The organism is Azospirillum sp. B510 (assembly GCF_000010725.1).
Lineage (GTDB): Bacteria > Pseudomonadota > Alphaproteobacteria > Azospirillales > Azospirillaceae > Azospirillum > Azospirillum lipoferum_B.
Window position 1 is genome coordinate 605,874 of record NC_013854.1, and the last position, 26,180, is coordinate 632,053.

Annotated in this window: 20 protein-coding genes; 9 read left to right on the forward strand and 11 right to left on the reverse strand. The window is 69.4% G+C overall.

Annotated elements, in window-relative coordinates; all coding sequences use genetic code 11:
• Positions 1-4: 4 nt before the first annotated feature.
• The gene (locus tag AZL_RS02800) at positions 5-3,148 is read right to left on the reverse strand and encodes an Rne/Rng family ribonuclease (RefSeq protein ID WP_012973157.1); all 3,144 of its coding nucleotides are present in this window, start codon (positions 3,146-3,148) and stop codon (positions 5-7) included.
• Between the two features lie 676 nt (positions 3,149-3,824).
• On the opposite strand from AZL_RS02800, the gene AZL_RS02805 reads away from it, so the two are divergent.
• Positions 3,825-5,309 carry an N-acetylmuramoyl-L-alanine amidase gene (locus AZL_RS02805; protein ID WP_012973158.1) on the forward strand — a complete coding sequence of 495 codons (1,485 nt, stop codon included), beginning with the start codon at positions 3,825-3,827 and terminating at the stop codon, positions 5,307-5,309.
• A 215-nt stretch (positions 5,310-5,524) separates the two neighbouring features.
• A complete protein-coding gene (locus AZL_RS02810; RefSeq protein WP_042442411.1) occupies positions 5,525-8,065 on the forward strand; it encodes a penicillin-binding protein 1A in 2,541 nt (846 codons plus the stop codon).
• Between the two features lie 91 nt (positions 8,066-8,156).
• On the opposite strand, the gene AZL_RS02815 is transcribed toward AZL_RS02810, so the two are convergent.
• From AZL_RS02815 to AZL_RS02830, 4 genes are all read right to left on the reverse strand, one after another.
• Positions 8,157-9,200, reverse strand: a complete 1,044-nt coding sequence (locus tag AZL_RS02815; RefSeq protein ID WP_012973160.1) for a hypothetical protein — start codon at positions 9,198-9,200, stop codon at positions 8,157-8,159.
• A gap of 19 nt (positions 9,201-9,219) precedes the next feature.
• On the reverse strand, positions 9,220-9,864 hold the full coding sequence (locus AZL_RS02820; protein ID WP_012973161.1) for an MBOAT family O-acyltransferase: 645 nt from the start codon (positions 9,862-9,864) through the stop codon (positions 9,220-9,222).
• Positions 9,865-10,070: 206 nt separating this feature from the next.
• Positions 10,071-11,411: an IS1380-like element ISAzs3 family transposase gene (locus AZL_RS02825; RefSeq protein ID WP_012973088.1), complete on the reverse strand. Its 1,341-nt coding sequence runs from the start codon at positions 11,409-11,411 to the stop codon at positions 10,071-10,073.
• Positions 11,412-11,484: 73 nt separating this feature from the next.
• Positions 11,485-12,273: an MBOAT family O-acyltransferase gene (locus AZL_RS02830; protein ID WP_012973162.1), complete on the reverse strand. Its 789-nt coding sequence runs from the start codon at positions 12,271-12,273 to the stop codon at positions 11,485-11,487.
• A 377-nt stretch (positions 12,274-12,650) separates the two neighbouring features.
• Between AZL_RS02830 and prfB the strand changes: the two genes are divergently transcribed.
• Both prfB and AZL_RS02840 read left to right on the forward strand, forming a co-directional pair.
• A protein-coding gene (prfB, locus tag AZL_RS02835; protein WP_148219171.1) for a peptide chain release factor 2 occupies positions 12,651-13,782 on the forward strand; the annotation gives its coding sequence in 2 pieces (ribosomal slippage) (positions 12,651-12,719 and positions 12,721-13,782; 1,131 coding nt in all).
• A 158-nt stretch (positions 13,783-13,940) separates the two neighbouring features.
• Complete coding sequence (locus AZL_RS02840; RefSeq protein WP_042442413.1) at positions 13,941-14,252, forward strand: peptidoglycan-binding domain-containing protein; 312 nt, start codon at positions 13,941-13,943, stop codon at positions 14,250-14,252.
• Between the two features lie 56 nt (positions 14,253-14,308).
• Here AZL_RS02840 and AZL_RS02845 read toward each other — a convergent pair whose 3' ends face one another.
• From AZL_RS02845 to AZL_RS02860, 4 genes are all read right to left on the reverse strand, one after another.
• Positions 14,309-14,545, reverse strand: coding sequence for a hypothetical protein (locus AZL_RS02845; protein WP_012973165.1), 237 nt, complete (start codon positions 14,543-14,545; stop codon positions 14,309-14,311).
• A 69-nt stretch (positions 14,546-14,614) separates the two neighbouring features.
• Positions 14,615-15,427 (reverse strand): trehalose-phosphatase, encoded by an 813-nt coding sequence (gene otsB, locus AZL_RS02850; protein ID WP_042443426.1) that lies wholly within the window; start codon positions 15,425-15,427, stop codon positions 14,615-14,617.
• A gap of 813 nt (positions 15,428-16,240) precedes the next feature.
• Positions 16,241-16,594, reverse strand: coding sequence for a hypothetical protein (locus tag AZL_RS02855; protein ID WP_012973167.1), 354 nt, complete (start codon positions 16,592-16,594; stop codon positions 16,241-16,243).
• A 93-nt stretch (positions 16,595-16,687) separates the two neighbouring features.
• A complete protein-coding gene (locus AZL_RS02860; RefSeq protein WP_012973168.1) occupies positions 16,688-17,575 on the reverse strand; it encodes an ROK family protein in 888 nt (295 codons plus the stop codon).
• Positions 17,576-17,812: 237 nt separating this feature from the next.
• Here AZL_RS02860 and AZL_RS02865 point away from each other — a divergent pair, with 237 nt between their 5' ends.
• Positions 17,813-20,182 carry an ankyrin repeat domain-containing protein gene (locus AZL_RS02865; protein ID WP_148219172.1) on the forward strand — a complete coding sequence of 790 codons (2,370 nt, stop codon included), beginning with the start codon at positions 17,813-17,815 and terminating at the stop codon, positions 20,180-20,182.
• A 31-nt stretch (positions 20,183-20,213) separates the two neighbouring features.
• Here the strand turns inward: AZL_RS02865 and AZL_RS02870 are convergent, their stop codons facing one another.
• A complete protein-coding gene (locus tag AZL_RS02870; RefSeq protein ID WP_012973170.1) occupies positions 20,214-21,899 on the reverse strand; it encodes a caspase family protein in 1,686 nt (561 codons plus the stop codon).
• 264 nt (positions 21,900-22,163) lie between these two features.
• Between AZL_RS02870 and AZL_RS02875 the strand changes: the two genes are divergently transcribed.
• Positions 22,164-22,427 (forward strand): DUF3126 family protein, encoded by a 264-nt coding sequence (locus tag AZL_RS02875; RefSeq protein ID WP_085088058.1) that lies wholly within the window; start codon positions 22,164-22,166, stop codon positions 22,425-22,427.
• 15 nt (positions 22,428-22,442) lie between these two features.
• Here the strand turns inward: AZL_RS02875 and AZL_RS02880 are convergent, their stop codons facing one another.
• A complete protein-coding gene (locus tag AZL_RS02880) occupies positions 22,443-23,216 on the reverse strand; it encodes a hypothetical protein (protein ID WP_247894257.1) in 774 nt (257 codons plus the stop codon).
• A gap of 101 nt (positions 23,217-23,317) precedes the next feature.
• Between AZL_RS02880 and AZL_RS02885 the strand changes: the two genes are divergently transcribed.
• From AZL_RS02885 to AZL_RS02895, 3 genes are all read left to right on the forward strand, one after another.
• Positions 23,318-24,121, forward strand: coding sequence for an ABC transporter ATP-binding protein (locus AZL_RS02885; protein ID WP_012973173.1), 804 nt, complete (start codon positions 23,318-23,320; stop codon positions 24,119-24,121).
• Entirely contained in the window at positions 24,114-24,977 is an 864-nt protein-coding gene (locus AZL_RS02890; RefSeq protein ID WP_012973174.1) for an ABC transporter permease, read from the forward strand. Before AZL_RS02885 ends, AZL_RS02890 begins: the two co-directional genes overlap by 8 nt.
• Before the next feature lie 239 nt (positions 24,978-25,216).
• Entirely contained in the window at positions 25,217-26,134 is a 918-nt protein-coding gene (locus tag AZL_RS02895) for an ABC transporter permease (RefSeq protein WP_012973175.1), read from the forward strand.
• Positions 26,135-26,180 lie beyond the last annotated feature (46 nt).

The following is a 26,180-nucleotide window of genomic DNA, read 5'->3' on the forward strand; positions in this document are numbered from 1 at the left end:
CGGCTTACCGCTTCCACCAGCCGCGGCGCGGCTTGGCGTCAGCCTCGGTCTCTGCCGGTGCGGCGTCGGGCTCGCTGGCCGGGGCGGGCGCCTCGGCAACCACCGGAGCCGCGACCGGCGCTGCTTCGGCCGGGGCCTCGGCGGCGGCCTTGCGCTTGCGCGACGCCTTCCTGGCCGGAGTGGCCTCGGCGGCGGGGGCCGGAGCTGCTTCCACCGGAGCCTCGACCGGAGCGGCGGCGACCTTGCGCTTGCGACCCCTGGCGGGGGCCTCGGCAACCACCGGGGCAATCACCGGGGTGGCGACCGGCGCGGCCTCGGCCGGGGCCTCCGCGGCGGCCTTGCGCTTGCGCGACGCCTTCTTGGCCGGCGCGGCCTCGGTGACGGGGGCCGGAGCGGCCTCCACCGGAGCCTCGACCGGAGCGACGGCGGCCTTGCGCTTACGGCCCCTGGCGGGGGCCTCGGCAACCACCGGGGCAACCACCGGGGTGGCGACCGGCGCGGCAGCGGCCGGCGCCGCTTCGGCCGGAGCCTCGGCGGCGGCCTTGCGCTTGCGCGACGCCTTCCTGGCCGGAGCCTTGGCCGCTTCGGCCGGAGCCGGGGCGGTCACCGGCGGTTCGGCGGCAGGCACCGGCACCGGGACATCCTCGGCTTCGGGAGCCGTGTCGCCGGCCAGGATCCAGTCGAGGTCGGACGCCTCGGCCGTGGCCGGAACTGGGGCGGCCGGAACCGGGGCGGCCGGAACCGCGGCGGTCTCGGCCGTGGTCACGACCTCCTCGCCACCGTCCACACCCTCCACACCGTCGCGACGCGACCGCCGGCGGCCACCGCGCTTGCCGCGGCGACGCTTCTTGCGGCCTTCGCCGTTGCGATCACCGGCATCGGCGCCGAACTCGTCCTCACCCTCATCCTCGTCGGCATCGTCGCTCTCGCCGTCGGAGTCGGTGGCGGGCTCGGAGATGGCGACGGTGGAGATCGCCTCGGCGGCAACCGGAAGGTCGGCCGGCAGCCCGACGGGCTGATCGGCCAGGTCGGCGTCCTCGTCGGTCTCCTGACCGGCCTCGTCCATCTCGGCCTCGCCCTCGGCGCTCTCGCCTTCGACGCGGCCGTCCTCGCGGTCACGGCCACGACCGCGGCGGCGGCGGCGGCGGCGGCGGCGATCCTCGCCGGTACCGTCGCCGTTGGCGCCGACGGTCTCGGCGCGTTCGCCGGCCTCTTCGGCCTGGACGGCTTCGGCTTCGACCTCCGGCTCCTCCGCCGGCTCGACCGGCTCGGCGGCGAGCGCGCGGTCGGTCTCGGCCATCACGCGGTCGGCGCTGACCAGAGGACCGTCCTCGTCGGGCAGGCGGGCCTTGTTGCGCTCCAGACGATGGTCCGGGGCGATCAGGCTGTCGTCGGCCTGGACCATGACGCTGAAGGCGTGGCGCTCTTCGATCTTGGCCAGCTCACCGCGCTTCTGGTTCAGGATGTAGAGCGCGATCGAGGTCGGCACATAGATGCTGATCTCGGCCGACCGCTTGCGGATGCCCTCCTCCTCGATGGCGCGCAGGACGTGCAGCGAGGCGGATTCGACCGAGCGGACGACGCCGGTGCCCGAGCAGTGCGGGCAGCGCTCGAAGTTGGTCTCCAGCAGCGACGGGCGCAGACGCTGGCGCGACAGCTCCAGCAGGCCGAAGGCGGAGATGCGGCCGAGCTGGATGCGCGCCCGGTCGTTCTTCATCGCCTCCTTCATGCGGCGCTCGACGGCGGCGTTGTTCCGCGGCTCCTCCATGTCGATGAAGTCGATGACGATCAGGCCGGCCAGATCGCGCAGACGCAGCTGGCGCGCCACCTCGTCGGCGGCCTCCAGGTTGGTCTTGTAGGCGGTTTCCTCGATGTTGCGCTCGCGGGTCGATTTGCCGGAGTTGACGTCGATGGAGACCAGCGCCTCGGTCGGGTTGATGACGATGTAGCCGCCGGAGCGCAGCTGCACCACCGGGCTGTGGATGGCGTCGATCTGGGTTTCCACCTGATAGCGGTGGAACAGCGGGATCTGGCTGTCGCGGTAGAGCTGGACGCGCTGGGAATGGCCCGGCATCAGCATGTCCATGAACTCGCGCGCCGTGCGGAAGCCGGCCTCGCCCTCGACCCAGATCTCGTCGATGTCGTTGGAATAGAGGTCGCGGATCGACCGCTTGATCAGGTTCGCCTCTTCATAGATGAGGCAGGGCGCCGACGACTTCAGCGTCTGTTCGCGGATGTCGTCCCACAGGCGCAGCAGATATTCCAGGTCGCGCTTGATCTCGGGTTTGGAACGCTCCAGACCGGCGGTGCGCAGGATGACCGCCATGCCATCGGGAATGTCCAGGTCGGACAGGATTTCCTTCAGGCGCTTGCGGTCGGCCGGGTTGGTGATCTTGCGGGAAATCCCGCCGCCACGGCCGGTGTTGGGCATCAGGACGCAGTAGCGGCCGGGCAGCGAGAGATAGGTGGTCAGGGCGGCCCCCTTGTTGCCGCGCTCCTCCTTCGTCACCTGCACCAGCATGACCTGCCGGCGCTTCACCACTTCCTGGATCTTGTAGGAACGCAGCGGGCGCGAGCGGCGGCGCTGGGTTTCCGCCTCCTCGTCCTCGTCGCCGCCGACCATGTCGGGGGCCTCGGCGGGCTGGGCGGCGGCCCCGGGGGCGGCCCGCTCCTCGCCGGTCTCGCCCTCCTCGGCGGCGTCCTCGCCGCCATTCTCCTCGTCGCCCGCCTCATCCGACGCCTCGGCGGCGATGGGGGAGGGCATCGGCGACCATTCCTCGACGACCTGTTCGGGGCGGATCGGCTCGGCCATCACGGCGCCGTCGGCGGCGGCCTCGGCCCGGGCCTCCGCCTGCTCCTCCAGCCGGCGCTCCTCGGCCAGCAGGGCCTCGCGGTCGGCCATCGGGATGCGGTAATAGTCGGGATGGATTTCGGAGAAGGCGAGGAAGCCGTGGCGGTTCCCGCCATATTCCACGAAGGCCGCCTGGAGCGAGGGCTCGACCCGCGTCACCTTCGCCAGGTAGATGTTGCCCTTCAACTGCTTGCGGCTGGCGATCTCGAAGTCGAGTTCTTCCAGCCGGTTCCCACTGACCACGGCGACCCGGGTTTCCTCCGGGTGCGTGGCGTCCACCAGCATGCGCTTGGCCATATACGATCCTCAACGGCGCGACCCAGGGAACCCGCGCGACCGGTCGGGCCGCCTGGACGCAGCGTCAGTTGTGGGTGAAGCATACGGCACGACGGACCGGAACCGCCGAACGGCGCTGACGAAAGCAGCCAGGACGGCCCGGTCGACACGCACCGGACTGCCGCCTTGCGGCCACAGCCAGCTTCGAGGTTTCGTCCTCTCACCGCCAACCCGAACGCGCCACCCCGCGACGTCCCTCCGGCGCGGATGGCCGGACAGGCGGTGTCGGAGGCGACGCCGCAGCCCCCTGGTCGGCCCCGTGACCGGCGATCGGCTGTGCTTCGGATCGATTGGATCGATGTCCGGAGACCAGCGAATCGGCGCTCATTTAAGGATTCCGGCCGGAATCTGGCGAATTGCGGTCTGTCGCAAAGATACCATAGACAAGCGATCCCTCTTGCACAACGCGGAAATGCGGCGATTCGGTGAACAAGTTCGTCGCGGGGAGGCGGCGGCGCGTCCCGCCGCCGGCGCGGTCCGCCCGCGGCCTTCCGGCCCCGCTTCCCGGCGGCACTGTTGCAGGAACGGCACCCCTGTCCGGAATTGGCCCCGGTTCCGATGATCCGCGTTGAGAGCGTTGAATTGACTGGGCTATAGCTGGGCGGCCAGTGTTCAGTTCCGCCGCCGAGGAGATTTGATGCCACGGCTGCCCAGCCTGCCGACCATCGCCGGACCCTCCCCCCTTCCGCCTGCCGACCGTTTGGCGCGCGGGTTCGTTCGGCGTGCGCTGGGCCTGCTTCTGTCGCTTCTGCTGGCGCTCCTGCCGCTCGGCTTCGACGCGGCCGGAGAGGCGATGGCCCAGACGGCGATGACCCAGACCACGGCGGCCCTGCCGTCCGCGCCGGCGCCGCGCCCGGCGGTGGTCGACGCCCGGCTCGGCATCCATCCCGACAAGACCCGCTTCGTGCTGGAGCTGAGCGACGCGGTGTCCTTCACCGTGTCGGTGGCCACGGATCCCTACCGCGTCATCGTCGATCTGCCGGATCTGGTCTGGCCCGGCGGATCGCTGCCGGTCGAGGGCAAGGGGGTCGTCGCCCGCTACCACCACGCGGCCGGCGGCCCGCGCGGTACCCGGCTGACCTTCGAGACGGTGGGCCCGGCGCGGCTGCGCGAGGGCTACATGATCCCGGCGCGCGACGGTCACCAGCCGCGCCTCGTGCTCGACCTGGAGAAGACCACGCCGGCCGAGTTCCGGCAGCTCGCCCTGGCGGGGAAGGAGGTTGGCGGCAAGGAGCCGGTGACGATGAGCTCCATCGTCTCGTCGGCGATGGCGGTTCCGGCTCCACCCGCGACGGAGCCCGAGACCATCGCGACCGCACCGCCGCCCTTCGCGCCGCTGCCGCCGATCCCGCCGGCCCAGCTCATGCCGGCCGCTCTGCCCGCTCCGCCGCCACCGCCGGAGAACAAACCGCCGACGGTGGCGGAAAAGCCGCTGATCGTGCTGGATCCCGGCCATGGCGGACAGGACCCTGGCGCCATCGGCGTCGGCGGCATCTATGAAAAGGACATCACGCTCGCCACCGCCAGGGAGGTGAAGCGCCAGCTGGAGGGAACCGGCCGCTACCGGGTGAGGCTGACCCGTGACAGCGACGTCTTCATCCGCCTGCGCGACCGCGTCGCCATCGGGCGCGAGGCCGGGGCCGACCTGTTCATCTCGCTGCACGCCGACAGCATCAGCAGCGGCGAGACGCGCGGCCTGTCGATCTACACCCTGTCGGACAAGGCCTCCGACCGCGAGGCGGAGATGCTGGCGGCCAAGGAGAACCGGGCCGACGCCCTGGTCGGGCTCGACCTGTCGGGCGAGAACCAGCTGGTCGCCAACATCCTGATCGATCTGGCCCAGCGCGACACGATGAACCATTCCAAGCGCTTCGCGACGCTGGCCTTGCAGAGCCTGGGGCGCGACGTGCCGCTGATCCCCAGCCGGCCGCACCGTCAGGCCGGCTTCGCCGTGCTGACCGCGCCCGACGTGCCGTCGGCGCTGATCGAGATGGGATATCTGTCGAACCGGCAGGATGTCGGGCTGCTGACCTCCTCCGCACACCGCGAAAGGCTGGGGCGGGCGCTGGCGCGCACCATCGACAGCTATTTCCGTTGGCTGCACAGCCCGCAACGCAACTGAGCGGGGCCTTGGCCCTCGGGAGTCCACCTCCTTTGCGCCGGCGCTTTCTTGCGTATGCCCTCTGCGCGTCACATTTCCCTGACATGACGGGAACGGGTGCGGTGCTTCGCGGCGTGGCGGTGTAGGATGCGCCGCCCTGTCAGGCATGGCCGCGGCCCGGACCCGGAATGGGCGGGCCTTCGCCATGCCGTTCGTCGTTTCTTGCGGGATTGGTCATGCGCCTTCTTTTGTCCTTGCTGATGGCCTTCGTGATGCTGGCGCTCGCCGGCGCCGGCGGGCTGGTCTTCCTCTTCGAGCATTACGACCACGACCTGCCCGACTACACCAAGCTGGCCAACTACGAGCCGCCGGTGACCACGCGCATCTATGCCGGTGACGGGCGCCTGATGGCCGAATTCGCCGCGGAACGGCGCATCTTCGTGCCGATCGACGCCATGCCGCGCATGGTGATGAACGCCTTCATGGCGGCGGAGGACAAGAATTTCTACGCCCATCAGGGTGTCGACCCCATCGGCATCCTGCGCGCGGTCCTGACCAACATCGAGAATTTCGGCCGCGAGCGCCGGCCGGTCGGCGCCAGCACGATCACGCAGCAGGTTGCCAAGAACATGCTGCTGACCAACGAGGTCTCCTTCGCCCGCAAGATCAAGGAGGCGATCCTGGCGGTCCGCATCGAGCGGGCCTTCAGCAAGGACCGCATCCTGGAGCTGTATCTGAACGAGATCTTCCTGGGCAACCGTTCCTATGGCGTGGCGGCGGCGGCGCTGAACTATTTCAACAAGGCGCTGGACGAACTCAGCATCGAGGAGGTCGCCTTCCTCGCCGCCCTGCCCAAGGCGCCGTCCAACTACAACCCCGACCGCCAGCATGACGCCGCCATCGCCCGCCGCAACTGGGTGATCGGCCGCATGGCCGAGGACGGCTACATCACGCAGGAGGAGGCGAAGGCCGCGCAGGGACGGCCGCTGGTCACCCGCAAGCGCGATGAACAGGAGGTGGTGACCTCCGAATATTTCGCCGAGGAGATCCGGCGCGAGCTGGTGAAGCTCTATGGCGAGCAGGCGCTGTATGAGGGCGGGCTGTCGGTGCGCGCCTCGATGGACCCGGTGCTCCAGGCCACCGCGACCAAGGCGTTGCGCGACGGGCTGATCGCCTATGACCGCCGCCATGGCTGGCGCGGGGCCGTCGGCAAAATGGAGAATTTCGACAATTGGCCGAAGAAGCTGGCCGCCATGCCGCCCCCCGCCGGGTCGGACGGCTGGAAGCTGGCGGTGGTGCTGAAGGACGATCAGGCCGACGGGCTGGACATCGGTCTGGCCGACGGCAGCCGTGGCCGCATTCCGCTGTCCGAGCTGCGCTGGGCCCGCGCCTCCAAGGACGGCGACATTGCCGGCCCGGCGATTCGCAAGCCGTCCGACGTCGCCAAGCTGGGCGATCTCCTGCTGGTCGAACCGGTGAGCGGCCCGGTCGCAAAGGATGAGGACGAGAAGCCGGCGAAGAAGGGGGACAAGGCGGCGGCCAAGGATCTGCCGCCGGGCAGCTACGGCCTGCGCCAGATCCCGCAGGTGCAGGGCGGCCTCGTGGCGCTCGACCCCCACACCGGCCGCGTGCTGGCGATGGTCGGTGGCTTCTCCCCCGCGATGAGCGTGTTCAACCGCGCCACCCAGGCGCTGCGCCAGCCCGGTTCGTCCTTCAAGCCCTTCGTCTATCTGACGGCGCTGAACCAGGGCATGACCCCGTCCTCGCTGGTGATGGACGCGCCCTTCTCCTATGATCCGGGCGGCGGGCAGCCGGTGTGGCGGCCCGAGAACTACAGCCGTGAATTCTACGGCCCGACCCCGCTGCGCGTCGGCATCGAGAAGTCGCGCAACGTCATGACCGTCCGCCTGGCCCAGCATATCGGCATGGACAAGGTCAAGGCGCTGGTCGAGAAGTTCGGCATCGTCGACAATCTCCAGCCCTATCTGCCGATGTCGCTGGGGGCCGGTGAAACCACGGTTCTGCGGCTCGCCACCGCCTACGCCATGCTGGACAATGGCGGCAAGCGGGTGGTGCCGACCTTCATCGACCGTGTGCAGGACCGCAACGGCAAGACCGTCTTCCGTCACGACAACCGCCCGTGCGAGGGCTGCGCCAACGTCCCCTGGAGGGAGGGGATGGGTGTCCCGGCGGTGCCCGACACCCGCGAGCAGGTGAACGACCCGCGCACCACCTACCAGATCGTCTCGATCCTGGAAGGCGTGGTCCAGCGCGGCACCGCCGCGGCGCTGCGCTCGCTCGGCAAGCCGCTGGCCGGCAAGACCGGCACCACCAACGACAGCTACGACGCCTGGTTCATGGGCTTCTCGCCCGATCTGGTGGTCGGCACCTACATCGGCTTCGACCAGCCGCGCTCGCTGGGCGGGCATGAGACCGGCGGGTCGGCGGCGGTGCCGGTGTTCAAGGAGGTTATGCAGGTCGCGTTGAAGGACAAGCCGGCGACCCCGTTCCGCGTGCCGCCCGGCCTGCGTCTGGTCCGGGTGAACCCGGCCAACGGCCAGCTGGCCCAGCCCGGCGACAGCCGCGCCATCTGGGAAGCCTTCCTGCCGGGCACCGAGCCCAATCCCGACCAGCCGCCGGTGGTGCTGGACGGGTCCTCGCAGGCGGCCGGCGCGATGACGGGCGACCCGAACGCCACCGCCGGCTTCGGCACGCCACAGCCCGGCGTGCCGGCTCCGCCGACCGCGGCGACGCTGGGAACCGGCGGGCTCTACTGAGGAAGGCTCCGGCGGGAAATCTGGCGGGAAATCAAAGAGGGGCGCCCGGCCTTGGGCGCCCCTTCCTCATCGTGCCGCCTTCACGCCGCCGTCACTGTGTCGCCGCCGTCCGGCTCCCCGACAGGGATGCCATGGCGTCGACCGGGCAGGCGCCGAGCGGGCGCAGATCGGCTTCCAAGGCTGCGAACATCGCGCGGACACCTTCCTGGTTGACGTGAAGGGCGTCCATGAACAGCTCGTCCCTGTCCACGGCGCGGCGGGCGTCGATCACGGTGACGCCGGCGGGCAACCGGCCCTTCAGCTCGTCGAAGAAGGCGTCGAAATTCCTCAGCTTGCGGGCATAGGTCGGGAAATAGGGGGTGATCACCACCGCCACCCGTGTGCCTTTGGCCTGGGCGCTGCGGATGACGCCGTCCAGCGCCTGCCAGTTGGCGTCGTCGGCGGTCATCATCTCGTCCGGTGCCGCCGCCAGCTGGGCCTTCAGCGGTTCGGGGATGGCGCCGACCAGGGTGCGGTCGGCGGCGGGTTTCAGCAACCCGGCGACCAGCCGCATGGTCTGGTTGTTGTTGAAGGTCATCAGGTGGAAGGCGTGGTTGGCCATCCACAGCGCCTCGTTCTCCCGCCGGACGAAGGCGTCGATGCGCGGCGAGTAATGGGCCAGCAGCGGCAGGTCGGCGAGGTCGTGCGGGCTGTCGACCACGCCGGTCGGCTCCAGCACCAGCAGGCGCGGGGCACCATGCCGCTCGACATAATCCTCCCACAACAGGGCCGACAGCACGGTCGGCGCCCCGCCCATCCCCAGATTCAACGCCCGGCCGCAGGTCATGTCCTGCAGGGCGGAGACCGGGAAATGGTTGTCCGCCCGCGAATTGCCGAGCACCAGGACGTCGGCGGGCCCATCGCTCCGCCGCGGCTCCGCGGTGAGGGCCGCCTTCACCATCAGGGCGCCCGGCTGCTTCTCCGGCATGGTTGGCGCCGGCATGGTGGCGGGTGGTGCCGGTTCCGCCAGGCGATAGACCGCCATGAAGCGGTCGCTGGAGTGCAGCAGCAGATCGCCCAGTGCCGAGGCCAGAACCCGGTCCATCGCCGTGACGGTGGCCAGGATCAGCGCGATGCAAGCCAGAAGGCGGTACATGGGAGGGGTCTCCGTCCGGTCAGAACTGGAAATAGATGAAGGCGTGGTTGGCGAAGCTGCCGAACAGCAGCATCACCAGGATCAGGGCCGAACAGGCCATCGAGCGGGCCACCACATTGGTCCCGGCATAGCGCCGGCCCGCCCCGCGCTCGACCAGCGCGTCGACCATCAGCACGATCAGCCCGGTGACGGCGACGCGGACCAGCGAACTGGCCTGGAGGTTGCCCTGTTGCAGGCCGAAATCGCCATGGGCGATGATGCCGAGGATGGTCCAGACCGTTTGCAGATTGTCGGCGCGGAAGGGCAGCCAGGTCAGCGTGACCACGGCGAAGACCAGCCCGATCATCACCAGCCGCCCGGCCGCCAGCACCGGGCCGCCGAGGCGCCAGGGGCTGAGGGCGGCCAGCCGGCGCAGCCCGTCCTCCACCAGCATCAGCCCGCCATGCAAGGCCCCCCACAGGACGAAGGTCCAGTTGGCGCCGTGCCATAGGCCGGAGACCAGCATGGTGATGACGACGTTGCGGATGCGCAGCCAGCGCGTGCGGCTGCCGCCCATCGGCACATAGACATAGTCGCGGAACCAGCTCGACAGCGAGATGTGCCAGCGGCGCCAGAAATCGCGCATGCCGGTGGAGAAATAGGGCCGGGCGAAATTCTGGCACATGGTGTAGCCGAAGATCTGCGCCAGCCCGATGGCGATTAGCCGCCTTTATTCACCAGGGTGGCGAGCGGTCTGGTCGCCGCGTTGAGATGATCAACGTTGGGCTGTATGGGCGCGCGTCGTCGGCCGCCGCGCTGACGGCGGCGTGACGGTGTCGGAGTTGGTGGTGGAGGGGATTGGGTGACGGCTGGGGCACGCTGCCCCGGTGCTCAGCAGATGAGCCGGGGCATGCGGCCGAGGGCGAGGTGGATGATCGCCTGATCAGGCGCGCTGGTCGGCAGGTGCACCTTGATCTGCGTCTTCATCTCCACGATACGCGCGGCGGTCTTCACCAAGCGCAGCCGCAAGGTGTCGAATTGCACCGTGCGCCAGCGGGAGCGTTTCGGCATCAGCGAGCGCAGGCTCCACAGCAGCCAGTACGCCCCGGCGTGCAGGAACAGGCGGAACTGGTTGGCCGTCGCCTTGGTGCAGGAGGTCCGGTCTGCGGCAAGGTGGGATTTCCAGGCTTTTATATGATTTTCCGCCTGTCCCCTCGCGCAATACAGGCCGGCATACAGCCAGCGACCCGTGCCGTGGCGTAGGTTGGTGACGATGAAGCGGCTGTCGGTGCCCTGGTCTCCTGCCTCGACGCGCGCGACGATGCGGCGGACCCGGCTCCAGGTGCTGGCCCCGTCATAGAATTCCTTGAAGCGGCGCACCTTGTCGGCTCCGGGCATGGCCTGGAAGCGCGCCGCGGTGCTGGCCTCCAGCGTGGTGACGTGACGGCGCAGTGTGCTGCTGGTCGGCAGACCGAGCACGTAGTCGAGCCCCTCCGCCTCGCACCAGTCCAGCACCTCCGGGCAGGCGTAATGGCCGTCGGCGCGCAGCAGGATCTCGGTCTTGGGCCAGTTTGCCCGAATGGCGCGGAGCAGGCGACGCAGGAAGGTCCGGATCTCCGTCCCCTTGGGCCGCTTGGCTGGGCGCAGCACAGCGGTGACAAAGCGGCCGTTGCCGTCGAAGACAACGATGGGCTGGAAGCCGTACTCGTCATAATGGGCGTTGAACAGGCGCAACTGCTGACCGCCATGCACCGTGTCGAAGGTGTCGTCTACATCCAGCACGATGCGCTTGGGCACCTGGCGAAAGGACGCGCAGTAGAGATCGACCATGGCTCGGCCCATGCGCAGCAGTGCGCGGGTATCCGGCAGGTTCTCCAGGCGCGAGATGGTGGCTTGCGAGCAAAGGTCACGCTCGGACGGCAGGCGTTCCAGGGCCATCTTGAACAGCGGGTCGGAGCGTAGGCTGCCGGCGTCGTTGCCGTCCTCGTAGCCCGCCGCGATGGCCAGCAGGCGAAAGCCGATGATGTCGGCCAGCGAATGCACGGTGCGCGTTGGATCGCGCGGGTCCTCAATACAGGCGGCCAGCCGATCGGCAATCCGCAGCCGCTTCGCCACCTCCCGCAGCACCAGCAGCCCGCCATCGGAGGACAGGCGGCCGCCATCAAAGCGCCCGATCACCGGCTTTCCAGCAACGGGTGACAGGCCGGGCAGCGGCAGGGTATGATCAACCATGGCGGGTGGGCGCTCCGGAAACGGCAGGAGTTGGCGTCAGCACCCAAATCCTACGGCCGCTCAACGGATGCCGCTACACCCGCCAACCCTCATGAATTTTCCCGGTTAGCGAATAGCCGGCGAAGTCGCCATAGATCTGCAAGGAGAAGCAGAAAAGCCCGATCACATGCTGGAGCGCGTTGAAGAACTCCGGCTGATGGAAACGGGCATCGACCACCACGGCGGCGTTGTCGGCCAGCCCGATCTTGAGGAAATAGCCCCAGATCACCTTTTCCAGCCCGGCGAAACGCTCCTCGAACGGGATGTCGCGCGGGCGCTGCTGGATTTGCGGCAGCAGGTCGCGCGCCCGCACGATCGGACCGGCCACCAGTTGCGGGAAGAAGGCGACGAAGGTGGCGTAGCGGACCAGCGAGCGTTCGGGTTCCTTCACCTCGCCGCTGTAGAGGTCGATGCCGTAGCTGAGATTCTGGAAAGTATAGAAGGAGATGCCGACCGGCAGCAGGATGTCCAGCGTCCGCCGCCCGACCTCCATCCCCAGCGAGGACAAGGCGATCACAGCGCTGTCGGCGAAGAAATTATAGTATTTGAAGAAGAACAGCATGCCCAGGTTGGCGCCCAGGCTGATGAACAGGTACAGCTTCCTGGTCCGGCGGTCGGGCGAGTCGGCGATCTTCAGCCCGCAATAGAAGTCGATGAAGGTGCTGAGCGCCAGCAGCGCGCAGAACCGGTAATCCCAATAGCCGTAGAAGATATAGCTGGCGACCAGCAGGAAGGGTGTGAAGGCGTGCGTGCGCGCCAGCGCCATGAAGCCGGCGCTGAACACGGTGATGAACAGCAGGAAGTTCAGGCTGGTGAAGCTCATCGTGCCCCCGGTGGAGATGGTCGCGCGTCGATGCGGCCGCGCGGGGAACCGGCCCCGTGGGGGCGCGCAGGAAAGTCCCCCTGCGCGGTCGCGCAAGAAAGGCGAGGAACGAGGCCGACGATACCCTCGATTTCGGGGATTCCCCGCCGCCGCGGTGGGGTTGCGCCGCTGGATATGGGACGTACTCTGAAATGAACCGCGACGATGGGTCCGAACGGATAGGGCCTTCAAGCGGGGGCTGGACCATGCTCCAAAGTGGCAAGCCTTCCCGGAGCGGGAGTCCGGCCGGGGTCATTAAGGGGGTGCAAGGCGGGAAGGGAGCCGCTACATATGCGGACGACGAATTTTTCAACTCTGGCTGACGAGGAGGCACCGCCATGCGGGCCGAGATCGAAGCGGCCGCCGGCGAGATCAGAGAATCGCTGGCGCTGCTGAGGAGGCATCTTTGACTGGGACAATGCACTGCGGCGTCTCGACGAACTGAACAACCTCGCCGAGGACCCCAAGCTTTGGGACGATCCGGCGCGGGCCCAGACCATCATGCGCGAGCGCACCCAGCTCGACACCTCCGTCGCCGGCTACCGCGCGCTGGAGCGTGACCTGTCCGACAGCCTGGAACTGATCGAGATGGGCGAGATGGAGGAGGACGCCACCGTCGTCGCCGATGCGGAGGCCCAGCTCTACGGCCTGCGCGACCGCGCCAACAAGCTCCAGATCGAAAGCTTGCTGTCGGGCGAGGCCGATGCCAATGATTGCTTCGTCGAGGTGAATGCCGGCGCCGGCGGCACGGAGGCCCAGGATTGGGCGCTGATGCTGATGCGCATGTACACCCGCTGGGCGGAGCAGCACGGCTACAAGACCGAATGGCTGGACGAGACGCCGGGCGAAGAGGCCGGGATCAAGTCCGCGACGGTGCAGATCAAGGGCCACAACGCCTATGGTTGGCTGAAGACCGAGGCCGGCGTGCACCGTCTGGTGCGCATCAGCCCGTTCGACAGCCAGGCGCGGCGCCAGACCAGCTTCGCCGCCGTCTCGATTTCCCCGGTGATCGACGACAAGATCGACATCGAGATCAACGAGAAGGATTGCCGCATCGACACCTACCGGGCGTCGGGCGCCGGCGGCCAGCACATCAACAAGACCGACTCGGCGGTGCGCATCACGCACATCCCGACGAACATCGTGGTGAGCTGCCAGCAGGAGCGCTCGCAGCACAAGAACCGCGCCAAGGCGTGGGACATGCTGCGCGCCCGCCTGTATGAGCGGGAACTGAAGATCCGCGAGGATGCCGCCGCGGCGCTGGAGGCCACCAAGACCGACATCGGCTGGGGCCACCAGATCCGCTCCTATGTCCTGCACCCCTACCAGATGGTGAAGGATCTGCGGACGGAGGTGGAGACCTCGCAGAGCCAGGCGGTGCTGGACGGTGCGCTCGATCCCTTCCTGGAGGCGGCGCTCGCCTCCCGGATCAAGGGGCAGAGCGACGATGCGCACGCCGCCGGGGGCTGACGGGTCGAAAGGAGGGGAGGGCGGTCGCTTGCGGCCGCCCTTTTCGATTCGAGAGCGCAGTCCTCTGGGCGTCTTTGGCCCATGGTGTCTTTGGAATGAAAGGCTGGGCTTGGCTGTTTCAACAGGCTGCCATCCCAACGATTCGGAGCAACCGATCCATGAACAGGCTTCTTCTTCCGGCCCTTTGCGGTGCCCTGCTGCTGGCAACCCCTGCCTTCGCCGCCTGCGACTCCGACAACCTGCCCGACGAGATGCGCCGGGCCTTCCTCACCGGCGCGCAGGAGGCGCTGAACGAGCATGGCTTCAACGCCGGGCCGGTGGATGGCAGGATGGGCTCGCGCACCCGTACGGCGATCCGCTCCTACCAGCGCGCGGCGAAGCTGCCGGTCGATGGCTGCGTCAGCCAGGGGCTGCTCGACCACCTGAACTTCACCCAGCCCAAGATCTACGGCCCCGGCAAGCGCCGCTGACCTTGATTTCCCATGCGATTCACGCTTCAGACGATTCCGTCCGAACCGATCGCGCCCTAGGCCAGCATGTCGAGCAGTCGCTGGCTGTTCTCCTGCGTCGCCTTCAGGACCTTGGCGTTCGCGGCGAAATCCACCTGGGCGGAGGTCAGGTCCACCACCACGGCCGGGTCCAGGTTGCCGGCCGCGACCTGCTCGGACGCCGCCTCGGCGCGGGCCTGGGCGTCCTGCAAACCGTCGAGGGCGCTGGCCTGCGGCCGATAGGGCGTGGCGGTGGTGGCGGACCCGATATCCATGGCGTGCCGTCCGGCTGGTTGAACGGCCAGGATAGAGGGTGAGGGTTTAGGGTTGGTGAATAGGGCCGCTCAGGCCGCCGCCGGCCGCTCCGCCAACCGGTCGGCCAGCCGCCCGAGGAAGGCCGTGGCCTCCGCCGGATCGGTCACGCTCCAGGTCGCGGCCGTCTCGGCGGGGTTGTCCATCACCCGGATGCCGATCCCGCCACGCCCGCCGCGCTCCGCCAATGCGCGGAAAGCGTCCTCGTCCGTCTCATCGTCGCCGAGATAGACCGGCATATGGCCGTTCCCATCCAGCCCCAGGGACTCCAGCAGGGCGAGCACGGCGCGACCCTTGTCCCAAGGCAGGTTGGGGCGAAGTTCGAACAGTTCCTTGCCGCCGGTCACGCGCAGGCGCGGCTGGGCTGCGACCACCGCGCGGACGGTGTCGGCGACCAGGGCCTTCTCCGGCGGCGCGACCTGCCGGGTGTGGATGGCGATGCCGAAGCGCTTGCGCTCCACCAGCGCACCGGGGATGTCGCCGAGCCGGTCGCGCAGATGCCGTTCCGCAAGGTCGAGATCGGGGACATACTCCACCCCCACCTGTCGGCGCAGCCGCGGACCGCGCAGATCGAAGCCGTGGCTGCCGGCGTAAACCAGCCCATCCACCCCCACCATCGCGGTCAGGTCGTCGAGATCGCGACCGCTGACGAACGCGACCGGGCAGAGCGACGACAGACGGCGCACCACCGCGCGCGCCTCCTCCGGCATCACCGCCAGGTCCGGCCGGGGCGCGATGGCGGCCAGCGTGCCGTCATAATCGAGGAACAGGGCGGGAGTCCGGCCGCCGAGAGATGCGATGAACGCGTCGAACTCGGCAAAGGCGGATGGAGGGGAGATGGGCAAGGCTGAATCCTCGACACCGCTGTCTATCGGGATGCGGCGGCTGATCCGGACCGATCTGCAATTGGCCTGTGCCGGCACGCCACGCCTGGATAACAGGTTGAGCGGGGCCATGGCCTCATCCTTGAGCACAACGCAGCTTTGCTGTTGCTGACAGGCAACAGGAGATATCCAAAAAAAAGCTGGCACGCCCGGAGTGGCGGCTTTGGGGGTTGCGGCGCCCCTGGCTTCTGGTACTGTTGCAGTGCAGCAAGCGATTGCTGCTTCGCCCTTCTTGGGCGTTTCCTCCCTAAACTCAAGGCCGCTGCCTTCAGCGGCCTTTTTCTTGCCAGAAATCCCCCTGGCAAGGCAACCCCTGACAAAGGTCATAGCGCTGCGATTTTGTCGCTCCGGCGCCGGGGTTTGGCGGGGGGGCTGCCGCTGCCGACGTCGCCTGCGGCTTTGGCAAGTCTCCTGCCATCGCGGTGGTGGTCCGTCCGCCGGAATTTTTCGTGGGCCGGCAGGCGATGGCGGATCGGGAGCGAAAAACCGCCGCAGGGGGACGGAAGGGCTGCCCCTGGCGCCGGAACTGTCGTATAGATCAAAGCGAAACGCCGATCCGTCCTCATCCACAGGAGCCTTTCCCATGGACATCGCCATCATGGTCCTCGCCGTCGCCTTCTTCTTCTGGCAGACCATCACCGATTGAACAGGCCTCCACCGATCGGGTGGATGTGATTGGACGAATGGGAAGGGCGGCCCCTGTGGGTCGCCCTTTTCCATGTCGCCGGTGATGATCGGCCTGCGGTTGATGGGGACAGCCGGCGGGGCTCCCCATCAATCGGCGGCGATCGGCGGCTCCAGCCGGGCATGGGCCGAGGCGATCAGTTGCAGGGTCTCCATGATCGAGCCAATGGCTTCATGAAGGTCCGCCTGCTCGTCGCCGCGCACGGTCGCCAGAAGCGTTTCCAGCTCGACCGCGGCGTTCTGAAGACTGGCACAGGCATGCTCCAGATGCCGGCAGGGGCCGGTTTGGTCGGAATGGTCGTCCCGGCCGTCCGCTTGGGCGGTCTCCTCATTTGCAGAATGCAAACGGGTCGCAGGTTTGCCGCCCCGCGTTGCGTTCCGGTTTGCAAAATGCAAATGGACGCCGTTGCCCGTCGCCCGTGTCCCCAATTTTTTCCGCATCATGGGCGTGCCCTCGTTCGGTCCTGCCGACGATGCGCAAGTCCCGTGCCACCTTGTGACCGTTGGTTGCGGATGACGTGGGGAAATGGTCGCCCGTCACTCCGGCCACAGGCGGGCGGCGCCCCGCATTCCGCTTTCCGCGCCATGGCGGGCGATCGCCATCCGGGTGCGCGGTGTCGCCGCGAGGGCCCAGGAGCCCCATCGCCGGGTCACCGCCCCGCACAGGCCGGGCAGGGCGGACAGGCCGCCGCCGACCACGACGACATCCGGATCCAGCAGGTTCAGCACCGGGGCCAGGGCGCGGGCCAGCGCATCGGCATGGCGGGCCAGGGTCGCCGTCGCGGCGGCATCGCCGGCCAGGGCGCGGACGGCGATCTCCGGCGGGTCGAGGGTCTCGCCATGCAGGTGGCGGTGCAGGCGCGACAATCCGGCTCCGCAGAGCGCGGTTTCCAGGCAACCCGGCTTGCCGCAGCCGCAGGGAACCGGGGGGCCGTCCGCCGGCTCGCGCCAGGGAAGCGGGGCATGCCCCCATTCGCCGGCCAGCCCATTGGCGCCGGGCAGGATGCGGCCATCCACCACGATGCCGCCGCCGACCCCGGTGCCCAGAATGACGCCGAACACCACCGGGGCTCCCACCGCCGCTCCATCCGTCGCCTCCGACAGGGTGAAGCAGTTGGCGTCATTGGCGATCCGCACCGGCCTGCCGATCCGCCGCGCCACGTCGTCGGCGAAAGGCCGGCCGTTCAGCCAGGGCAGGTTGACCGCGCGCACCCGTCCGGCGGCGGCATCGACCACGCCGGGCAGGCTGATGCCGAAACCACCGCGTCCCGCCGGATCGAGGACCGCCACCGTCTCCGCCAGCGCTTCCAGCGTCTCGTCATATCCGCGGGGGGTTGGCCGGCGGTCGCGGGCCAGTTCCGCCCCGTCCCGGTCGAGCGCCACGGCGGCGATCTTGGTGCCGCCCAAATCGATTCCGACTCGCATGACTGTCGCCGTCCGGGTGATGGGAATGAGCGAATGACCGAATTCAGGGGCAATCCTATACCGCCTGCCCGTCCGGTGGGCCAGGACCGCTTCCACACCGGAAGGGTCAGTCCACCCACCCCGGAAGAGAGGGCCGGAAGAGAGCGGGCGACCAACCTTTGCCCCGTCGGGGCTTGGGGGACGCATCACTAGAGTCTCAACAGCGCATCCTTCACTGATCGGCGTCTTGAGATGTCCATGGACCGTTCTGCCCCGAACCAGTCTTCGCGCGCCCGGCGGGCCGCTCCGGGCCATCACGATCCCGCCACCAACCCCGGCCGCGGCTCCGTGGGCGCCACGGCCGTCGAGAGCCGCGATGGGCTGGTTCTCGCCTTTCTTGCCCGCAAGAGGCTTCTGGTGCTGGTCGGCGATGCCGGGTCGGGGCGGCCCGCGCTGTTCCGCCAGCTGGTCGATCATGTCGCGGCGGACGGCGCCATGGCGTTGCCGGTCATGGCGTCGGTCGGCGCGGAGCTGGAGGATCTGATCGGTGCCGCCGGCAGCGGGGCCTTGCCCGATCTGGCCGTCGGTGAGAATGGAGGCGAGGATGGGGTCGAGGTCGATTTCGACGGGCTGATCACGGCGCTGGAGGAGCGGCTGGAGCTTGCCGGTTCCGGGCTGCTGGCGGTGGACAATGCCGCCGTGCTGGCGCCACCGGTGCTGGCCGATCTGGTCGAACTGACGCGGGCGGAGACGCCGAGCGGCCGCTTCCTGCAGGTGTTGCTCTGCGGCACGCCCGAACTGGAAGGGACATTGGCGCGGGCCGGGCTGGCGGATGCGCTGCGTGACACGGGCGTGATCTACCGGCTCGCACCGGGTGGTGGCGGTGCCGATGATGCGCGCGAGGCTCCCCGTCCGGCGCCGGTCATGGCCGTCCCGCTCCAGACCCCGCCAGCGAATGACCGGCCCGCAGGGCGATGGCAGGATCAGGAGGAGGAGCGTTGGAGCGAGCGTGAGGCCGCGACAGTCACCGCTCCGGACATGGCCCATCCTGACGGCGGCCGTGGACATGGCGACCACGGGACCGTGGGTCATGGGACTTTCGACCAGGATTTCGACCGGGGGCCGGAGCCGGGCATGCGGGCGCCGCGTCGGGCCGCGCTCCTTGCCGGAGCGGCGCTGACCACGCTGGTCCTGCTGGGGGCCGCCGGAGCGGCGATCCTGACCGCGATGCCGGGAGGCACGACCGACCGCGCCCTGTCGATGATCGAGGATGGATGGAGCCATACCCGCGATGCGGTCGAGCGGACCCTGCGGGATGTGACCGGCGGCAAGGCCCCTGTCGCCGGGCGGCAGGCCGCCGATACCCCGCCCGCCTCCGCCGCTCCGGTCGGCCAGCCCGTCGCGCCGCAGGCCACCGCTGTGAACACGCGGACGGTCGCGACCGCGGCGACGTCGCCGGCAGTGCCGGCTATATCCCCGGCCACTGCCCCGGTAGCGGCCGCTCCGGTCGAGACCGCGCCGCAGCCACAGCCACAGCCATTGGCCGCCGCCAAGCCCGCCGCCTCGCCGGGCAACACCGAAGCGGCGCCGGGCGTGGCGTCGCTGCCACCGCTGGAGGATCCGTCGGCAAGCGCCGCGCTTCCCGCCGCGCCGCGTGCCGCGGTCCCCGACGCCGACACCCTCCAGCGCGTGCGCGCGATGGCCGATCAGGCCCGCCGCCAGATCGCCGGCAAGCGCCTGACCACCCCCCCCGGCGACAACGCCTACGAGACGGTGCAGCGCATCCGGCAGATCGCCCCGTCGGCACCGGAGGCGGCGGAGTTGCTGACCGCCATGACGGATATCTATCGCCGCTGGGCGATGCAGGCGGAGCGCGACGGCGACTGGTCGGAGACGAAACGCTTCTACGAGCGGGCGCAGATGATCATGCCCGACAGTGCCGATCTGGCCGAACGGATCCGCGCGGCGAGCGAACAGCGGGTCTATGAGGGCCCCTCCGGCGGAGCTTCCACGGGGACCGGCGCCGGTGCCCCCGCGGCGCCGGTGAAGGCCACTCCCGGTCTGGGCGACCGCGACTCGGTGCTGGCCCTGCTGCGCAACCCGGCGGACCTGTCGCGCGCGCTCCAGGCCGGCGCCAGCGCCGACACAAGGGTGGACAGCGGCAAGACCCTGCTGATGCTCGCCGCCGAGCAGGGGTTGCCGGATGCGGTGCGCGTGCTGCTGGACCGTCATGCCCGCACCGACCTGCGCACCTCCGACGGCGCAACGGCGGTGATGTATGCCGCCTGGGAGGGCCATGACGCCGTCGTTCGCGCGCTTGCCGATGGCGGCGCCGACCTCGACACCACCAACAGCGACGGCAAGACCGCGCTGATGGCCGCCGCGGCCCGTGGACATGAGGATGTGGCCCGCACGCTGATCCAGCGCGGGGTGATGGTGGACCGCGCCACCGCCTTCGGCTGGTCGGCGCTGATGTATGCCGCCAACAACGGTCACGAGGCGGTGGCGAAGCTGCTGCTCGACAGCGGCGCCAACCCCTATCGCATGGACGCCAACGGGAATTCCGCCCTGACGCTGGGCGCGCTGCAAGGGCATGTCCAGGTGGTCGAGGCGCTGAAGCCGCGCTGACGGGTGTCCGCCCTCCAGACGGCCGGCGGTCTCACTGGTCCAGGCGGACGGAGCCGCGCCACAGCCCGGCGCTCTGTCCGCCGGTGCCATAATGGAAGACGCCCGGCCCGTCGGGCTGGCCGTTGCTGAAGCGTCCGGCGAAGCGGCTGCCGTCGGTGAAGGTCATCACGCCATAGCCGGACATCAGGTCGCCCGACCACTCCCCCTCATAGGTCTGGCCGCTGACGAACCGGTAGACCCCCGCCCCCTCCCGGATCGGCCGGCCGAGCCCCGAGTTCGACGAGGGCTGGGCCCAGGTCCCCTCATAACGGTCGCCGCCGGAGAAGCCGTAGCTCCAATAGCGGCTGTCGGGGCGGCCGCGCGCCCGTTCCGCGGCGGTGCGGGCGTCGCCGGCCGCCCGCGCCGCCCGCTGTTCCGCCTCCACCGCCGGGCTCCCCGGCATGGTGGTGCCGGATGGCCCGGTCTCCGATGGCCCGGTACCGGAGGGCATGTCGGGAAAGCCGCGCGGCTGTTCGGTCCCGATCGGATCGGAGCTGCCGAAGGAAGGGCTGGTCTCCACCGGGCCGCGGGCGCGGGCGGCGAGCGGCGTCGGGTCGGTCCAGCGGGCGGTCAGCGCACCCGCGGTGAGATAGCCGGTCCGCTTCGACGCATCGCGTACATGCAGCCAGCTGCCATTCGGCACGGCCTCCAGCACCGTCACGGTGCTGCCGGCGGCCAGCTGCGCGACACCTTGCGCCCCCACGGCCGGCCGGTCGAACAGGACGCCCGGTCTCGCCATTTCATAATCGCCGGGCGGCAGGCTGGCGCCGGTTACTGCCGGCGGCTCCTTCGTCGCGGTCGTGGCCGGCGTCTTGGTGACGGCAGGGGCGCCGGCGGGGGCGGCGGCCGGCACCAGCACGAGGGAAGCGCCCAGCCGGTCCTGTAGCCAGGGCAGTTGCCGGCCATCGCTGCGTTCGGCGACCGCGCGCGCCACCTCGGCCAGCGAGTCACGGAAGGCGACGCCGGGCTTGACCATCTCACGCGCCAGCGCGGCGGTGAAAGGGTCGGGGGTCTTCCCCGATTTGGTCGGCACCGGCGGCGCGCCGGGGCGATGGGCGTAGACGACGAACAGGCCCTCTGCCTCCATCGGCGTGCCCAGCGCGCCGCCGCCGACCCGTTGGGCCAGGGTTTCGGCGACGCTTGGGTCGATCACCACCACGATCTTGCGGCCGCTGTCCCGCAGGTCGCTCAACAGAGTGTCGAGATCCAGGGCGCTGCGCGGCAGATCCTCGGCCCCGGCGGGGGCGGCGTCGGTGGGAAGCAGAAACTCCCGCTCCCCCAGCCCGACGGCGAGGCCGGTGTAGTAGACGAAACCGAGTTCCGCTCCGGACAGCGTCTCGCGGAAGCGCTCCAGCGCCGATTCCATGGCGACACGCCCGACATTGTCGGCCCGCGCCACCGCGAAGCCGGCGCCGCGCAGGGCCGACGCCATGGTCGCGGCGTTGGCGGCGGTCTGGTCCGGCCGGCTGTCGAGGCTGGCGTAGCGTCCATTGTCGATGATGAGCGCCACACGTTTGCCGCCCTCCGCCAGCGCACCGGCGGAGGGGATGGCGGACAGCGAAGCGGTCAGCAGCGCCGCCGTCAGGACGGTCGCCCCAAGCCGTCGCCGGCGTTGGGCGGCATGGCTGCCGGAGCAATGGACTGGCTGGCTGGCGGTCGGGGTCGCGGTCGTCGTCACGGCGTTGCTTCCTTCGTCTTCGCGGCGGCCTCCAGCCAGGGCGTGGTCCCGTGCGGCGCCGGTTGGCGGGGGCGTGCCGTCGCCGGGAGCATAGCCTGTTCCGCCAGCCGGGAAGCCCGCTCATTCGGAGCGTGGGCCGAGGCGGCGTTACCCCGCGCGGACGACGGGCCGCCGGATCACAACGCCGGGATGTCGCGATGTATCGCTTTCCCTCCGCGGCGAAGCCGCTTATATGACGGTCCTTCGCAGACAACGAGGTTCGCCATGCCGCCCGCCAAGCCGTCCGTCGTCCGGATGTCCGACACCGAAATCGCCCGCGTGCAGATGTATCTGCGCAAGACGCTGGGCAACCCCAAGATCGTGATCGAGCCGCCGGCCAAGGCCGGCCAGTCGGCCGAAGTGACGGTGGATGGCGAGTTCTTCGGCACGCTGAACCGTGACGAGGACGAGGGCGAGGTGTCCTACGCCCTGAACGTCGTCATCCTGGAAGAGGATCTGCCGGAGCCGCCGGCCATTCCGCGTCGCTGATCACCGCTTTTCGATCTAGCGGCCATGGGCGCGAAGCTCCGCCGCCAGGGAGGCCAGCAGGGTCTGGCCTCCCGACAGGCTCAGGCCGCGCACCAGCACGATCGCCCTTCGTCCGCCGCGCCGATGCATGACCAGCCGCACGTTGCGGCTGCCGGCGGCTTTCAACTCCGCCTTCACCGCGTCGTTGGGCGCCACGCTGCCGGTGACCAGCTTCATCTCCGCCTTGTGGCCGTAATCGCGCGTCGGATCGATCCAGGCGACGAACAGCGGCTTGCCGCCGACCATCGGATAGAGCGCCAGGTCCCGGATCGTCTCATGGGGATGGATGCGGGCGCCGTCCACCGTCAGTCCGCGTTCGGTCACGCCCAGCCGTACGGCGCGGCGGCGGACCGTGTCGGTCAGCATCACCACCCACAGCAGCAGCACCGGCACCGCGCAGAAGACGGCGAGCCATTGCAGCATGCTGGACAGTTGGTCGGGCGCCAGCCCGGCTCCGGCGATGAAACCGGTCGCCAGCAGTCCGGCGACCAGCAGATAGCGGGTGCGGATCGTCGGGATCATCACCGGCCTCGCCACGAACACGGCGCCGGCGACGCCGTCCTCACGGGTGATCTCGAGGCTGGGGGGTGGCTTGGTTGCGGACATGTCGCGGGGGAGTTGCAGGAAGCGGGCGTGATCCTGTTCCGGCAGGGTGCCGGCCGTCCAGTTCTTTCGCCTGTCCGCAACCCTGGTGCCGGAACCGGGGCGGTGATAGTTTGCGGTCGGGATGATTTCCGACCTAACCGACAAGACCGACCCGTTGCGAGGGACCGCCGCCCGTGACCTCCCCAAATCCGCAAGATGTCCGGGGGGCGAGCGCGTCCCGGCAAATGCCGAGCCCGGCTGACGTCATGGCCGTGGCCGACATTGTGGCCGACGTTGTGGTTAGGGCGCGCAAGCTGTCGCTGGTCTATGCCACCGCGGACAAGCCGGTCACCGCGCTGAGCGAGGTCGACCTGACCATCGCGCGCGGCGATTTCGTGTCGCTGATCGGTCCCAGCGGCTGCGGCAAGACCACCCTGCTGCGCGTGATCGCCGATCTGGAGCGCCCGACCTCCGGCAGCATCGCCATCGAGGGGATGACGCCGGAACAGGCGCGGCTGAAGCGGCTCTACGGCTACGTCTTCCAGGCTCCGGCGCTCTATCCCTGGCGGACGGTGGAACGCAACGTCATGCTGCCGCTGGAGATCATGGGGGTGGCGCGTGCCGAGCGCCAGGCCCGCGCCCGCGAACAGCTGGAGCGGGTCGGCCTGTCGGGCTTCGAGCGCAAGTTTCCCTGGCAGCTGTCGGGCGGCATGCAGCAGCGGGTTTCCATCGCCCGTGCCCTGGCGCTCCAGCCCGACCTGCTGCTGATGGACGAACCCTTCGGCGCGCTCGACGAGATCACCCGCGACCATCTGAACCTGCATCTGACCCAGCTGTGGCGGGCGACCGGCAAGACCTGCGTCTTCGTCACCCATTCGATCGCCGAGGCGGTGTTCCTTTCCACCCGCATCGTGGTGATGAGCCCGCGCCCCGGCCGCATCCTCGACGTCATCGACTGCGCCAGCCTGCCGCGCGAGCGCACGCTCGACATCCGCGAATCGCCGGAATTCGCCGCCATCGCCCACCGCGTCCGTGAAGGGCTGAAGCAAGGGCACAGCTACGATGATTAGGCGGGCGCTTCCGGTGACGGTGATGACGCTGCTGCTGCTGGCGGCGTGGTATGGCGGGGCGGCGTGGCTGAACTGGCCGCAGGCGGCGGAGACGCTGGCCCGCGCCGACAAGCCCGCCGGCTTCGCGGATGTGCTGGCCCAGGCCTATGCGATGAAGCGGCCGATCCTGCCCACCCCCGATCAGGTTCTGATGGAGCTGTGGAGTTCGCTGACCGGCTACGCCCCGACCAGCCCGCGCAACCTGCTGTTCCATGCCTGGGTGACGGCGGAGGCGGCGTTGACCGGGCTGGCGATGGGGTTGGTGCTGGGCATCCTGCTGGCCGCCGGCATCGTCCACACCCGCACGCTGGAGGCCAGCCTGCTGCCCTGGGTCATCGCCTCGCAGACCGTGCCGATCCTGGCCATCGCGCCGATGATCGTCGTCATTCTCGGCAACGTCGGGCTGACCGGGCTGCTGCCGAAGGCGGTGATCTGCATGTATCTGTGCTTCTTCCCGATCACCGTCGGCATGGTGAAGGGGCTGCGCTCGGCCGATCCGCTGTGGCTCGACCTGATGCGCACCTATTCGGCCAGCGGGCTGCGCGCCTTCTGGTCGCTGCGGCTGCCGGCCTCCATGCCCTTCCTGTTCGCCAGCCTCAAGGTGTCGGTCGCCATCAGCGTGGTCGGCGCCATCGTCGGCGAATTGCCGACCGGCGGGCAGGCCGGGCTGGGGGCGCGGCTGCTGTCGGGGTCCTATTACGGCCAGACCGTGCAGATCTGGGCGGCGCTGATCATGGCATCGCTGTTGTCGGTGGCTCTGATCGCCGTGGTGCGCGGGTTGGAGCTGGTCCTGCTGGGCCGGGCGGGGGCGCGATGAGCGGTTTGGCGAACGATCCGACGAGGAATCCCTACCGCACCAGCCTGCGCACGGCCGTCGATTGGGGGCTGGTCGCCATCGCCCTGCCGGCGCTGGCCGCATTGGCCCTGCCGTTGGGCGTCCAGGCTGGCGCCTCCGTCAGCTGGTTCGGCGGAACCATGGCGCCGCTGTTCCTGATCGGGGCGGTGCTGGCCGTCGTCGCCGGCGCGTCGGCGCCGAAGCGGGTCTGGGGCGCCTGGGTGGAGCTGGCCGGCGTGGCGCTGGCCTGGCTGCTGCCGCCGCATCTGCTGAATGAGGGGCTGGATCTGTCGGCCGATTGGGGGCTCTGGCTGTTCCTGCTGGCGGCGACGCTGCTTTTATGGCGGGTGATGGGGGTGCTGGCCGGCGTGCCGGGCTGGACACGCTCCGTCATCGTGCCCGGCCTGTTCGGGCTGGGCCTGCTGGTGGGGTGGGAGGTGCTGGTCCGCGGTTTTCAGGTGCCGGCGATCCTGCTGCCGCCGCCCAGCCGCATCGCCTTGGCGCTGGCCGCCAACGCCCCGGTGCTGTGGGACGATTTCCGCCAGACCGTGCTGACCTCCGTCCTGCGCGGCTCTGTGATGGGCTGCGGCGCGGGCTTCCTGGTGGCAATCCTTGCCGACCGTGTGCCCTTTCTTGCCCGTGGATTGCTGCCGCTCGGCAATCTCGCCAGCGCCATTCCCGTGGTGGGCATCGCGCCGATCATGGTGATGTGGTTCGGCTTCGACTGGCAGTCCAAGGCCGCCGTCATCGTGGTGATGACCTTCTTTCCCATGTTGATCAACACGCTGGCGGGTCTCGGCAATTCGGAGCGCATCCAGCTCGACCTGATGCGCTCCTACGGCGCCGGCTATGGCACGACGCTGGTCAAGCTGAGGCTGCCCAACGCGTTGCCCTTCCTGTTCAACGGGTTGAAGATCAATTCCACCCTGGCGCTGATCGGAGCCATCGTCGCCGAGTTCTTCGGCACGCCGGTGGTCGGCATGGGATTCCGCATCTCCACCGAGGTGGCGCGGATGAATCTCGACATCGTCTGGGCCACCATCGCCGTGGCGGCGCTGACCGGCTCCGGCCTTTATGGTGCGCTGGCTCTACTGGAGCGGGTGACGACGGCCTGGCATCCGTCGATGCGGCGGCGCTGAGTGGTGGCGCCGACTGGCGGCGCTGGCACGCCCGTTGCTTTTACCC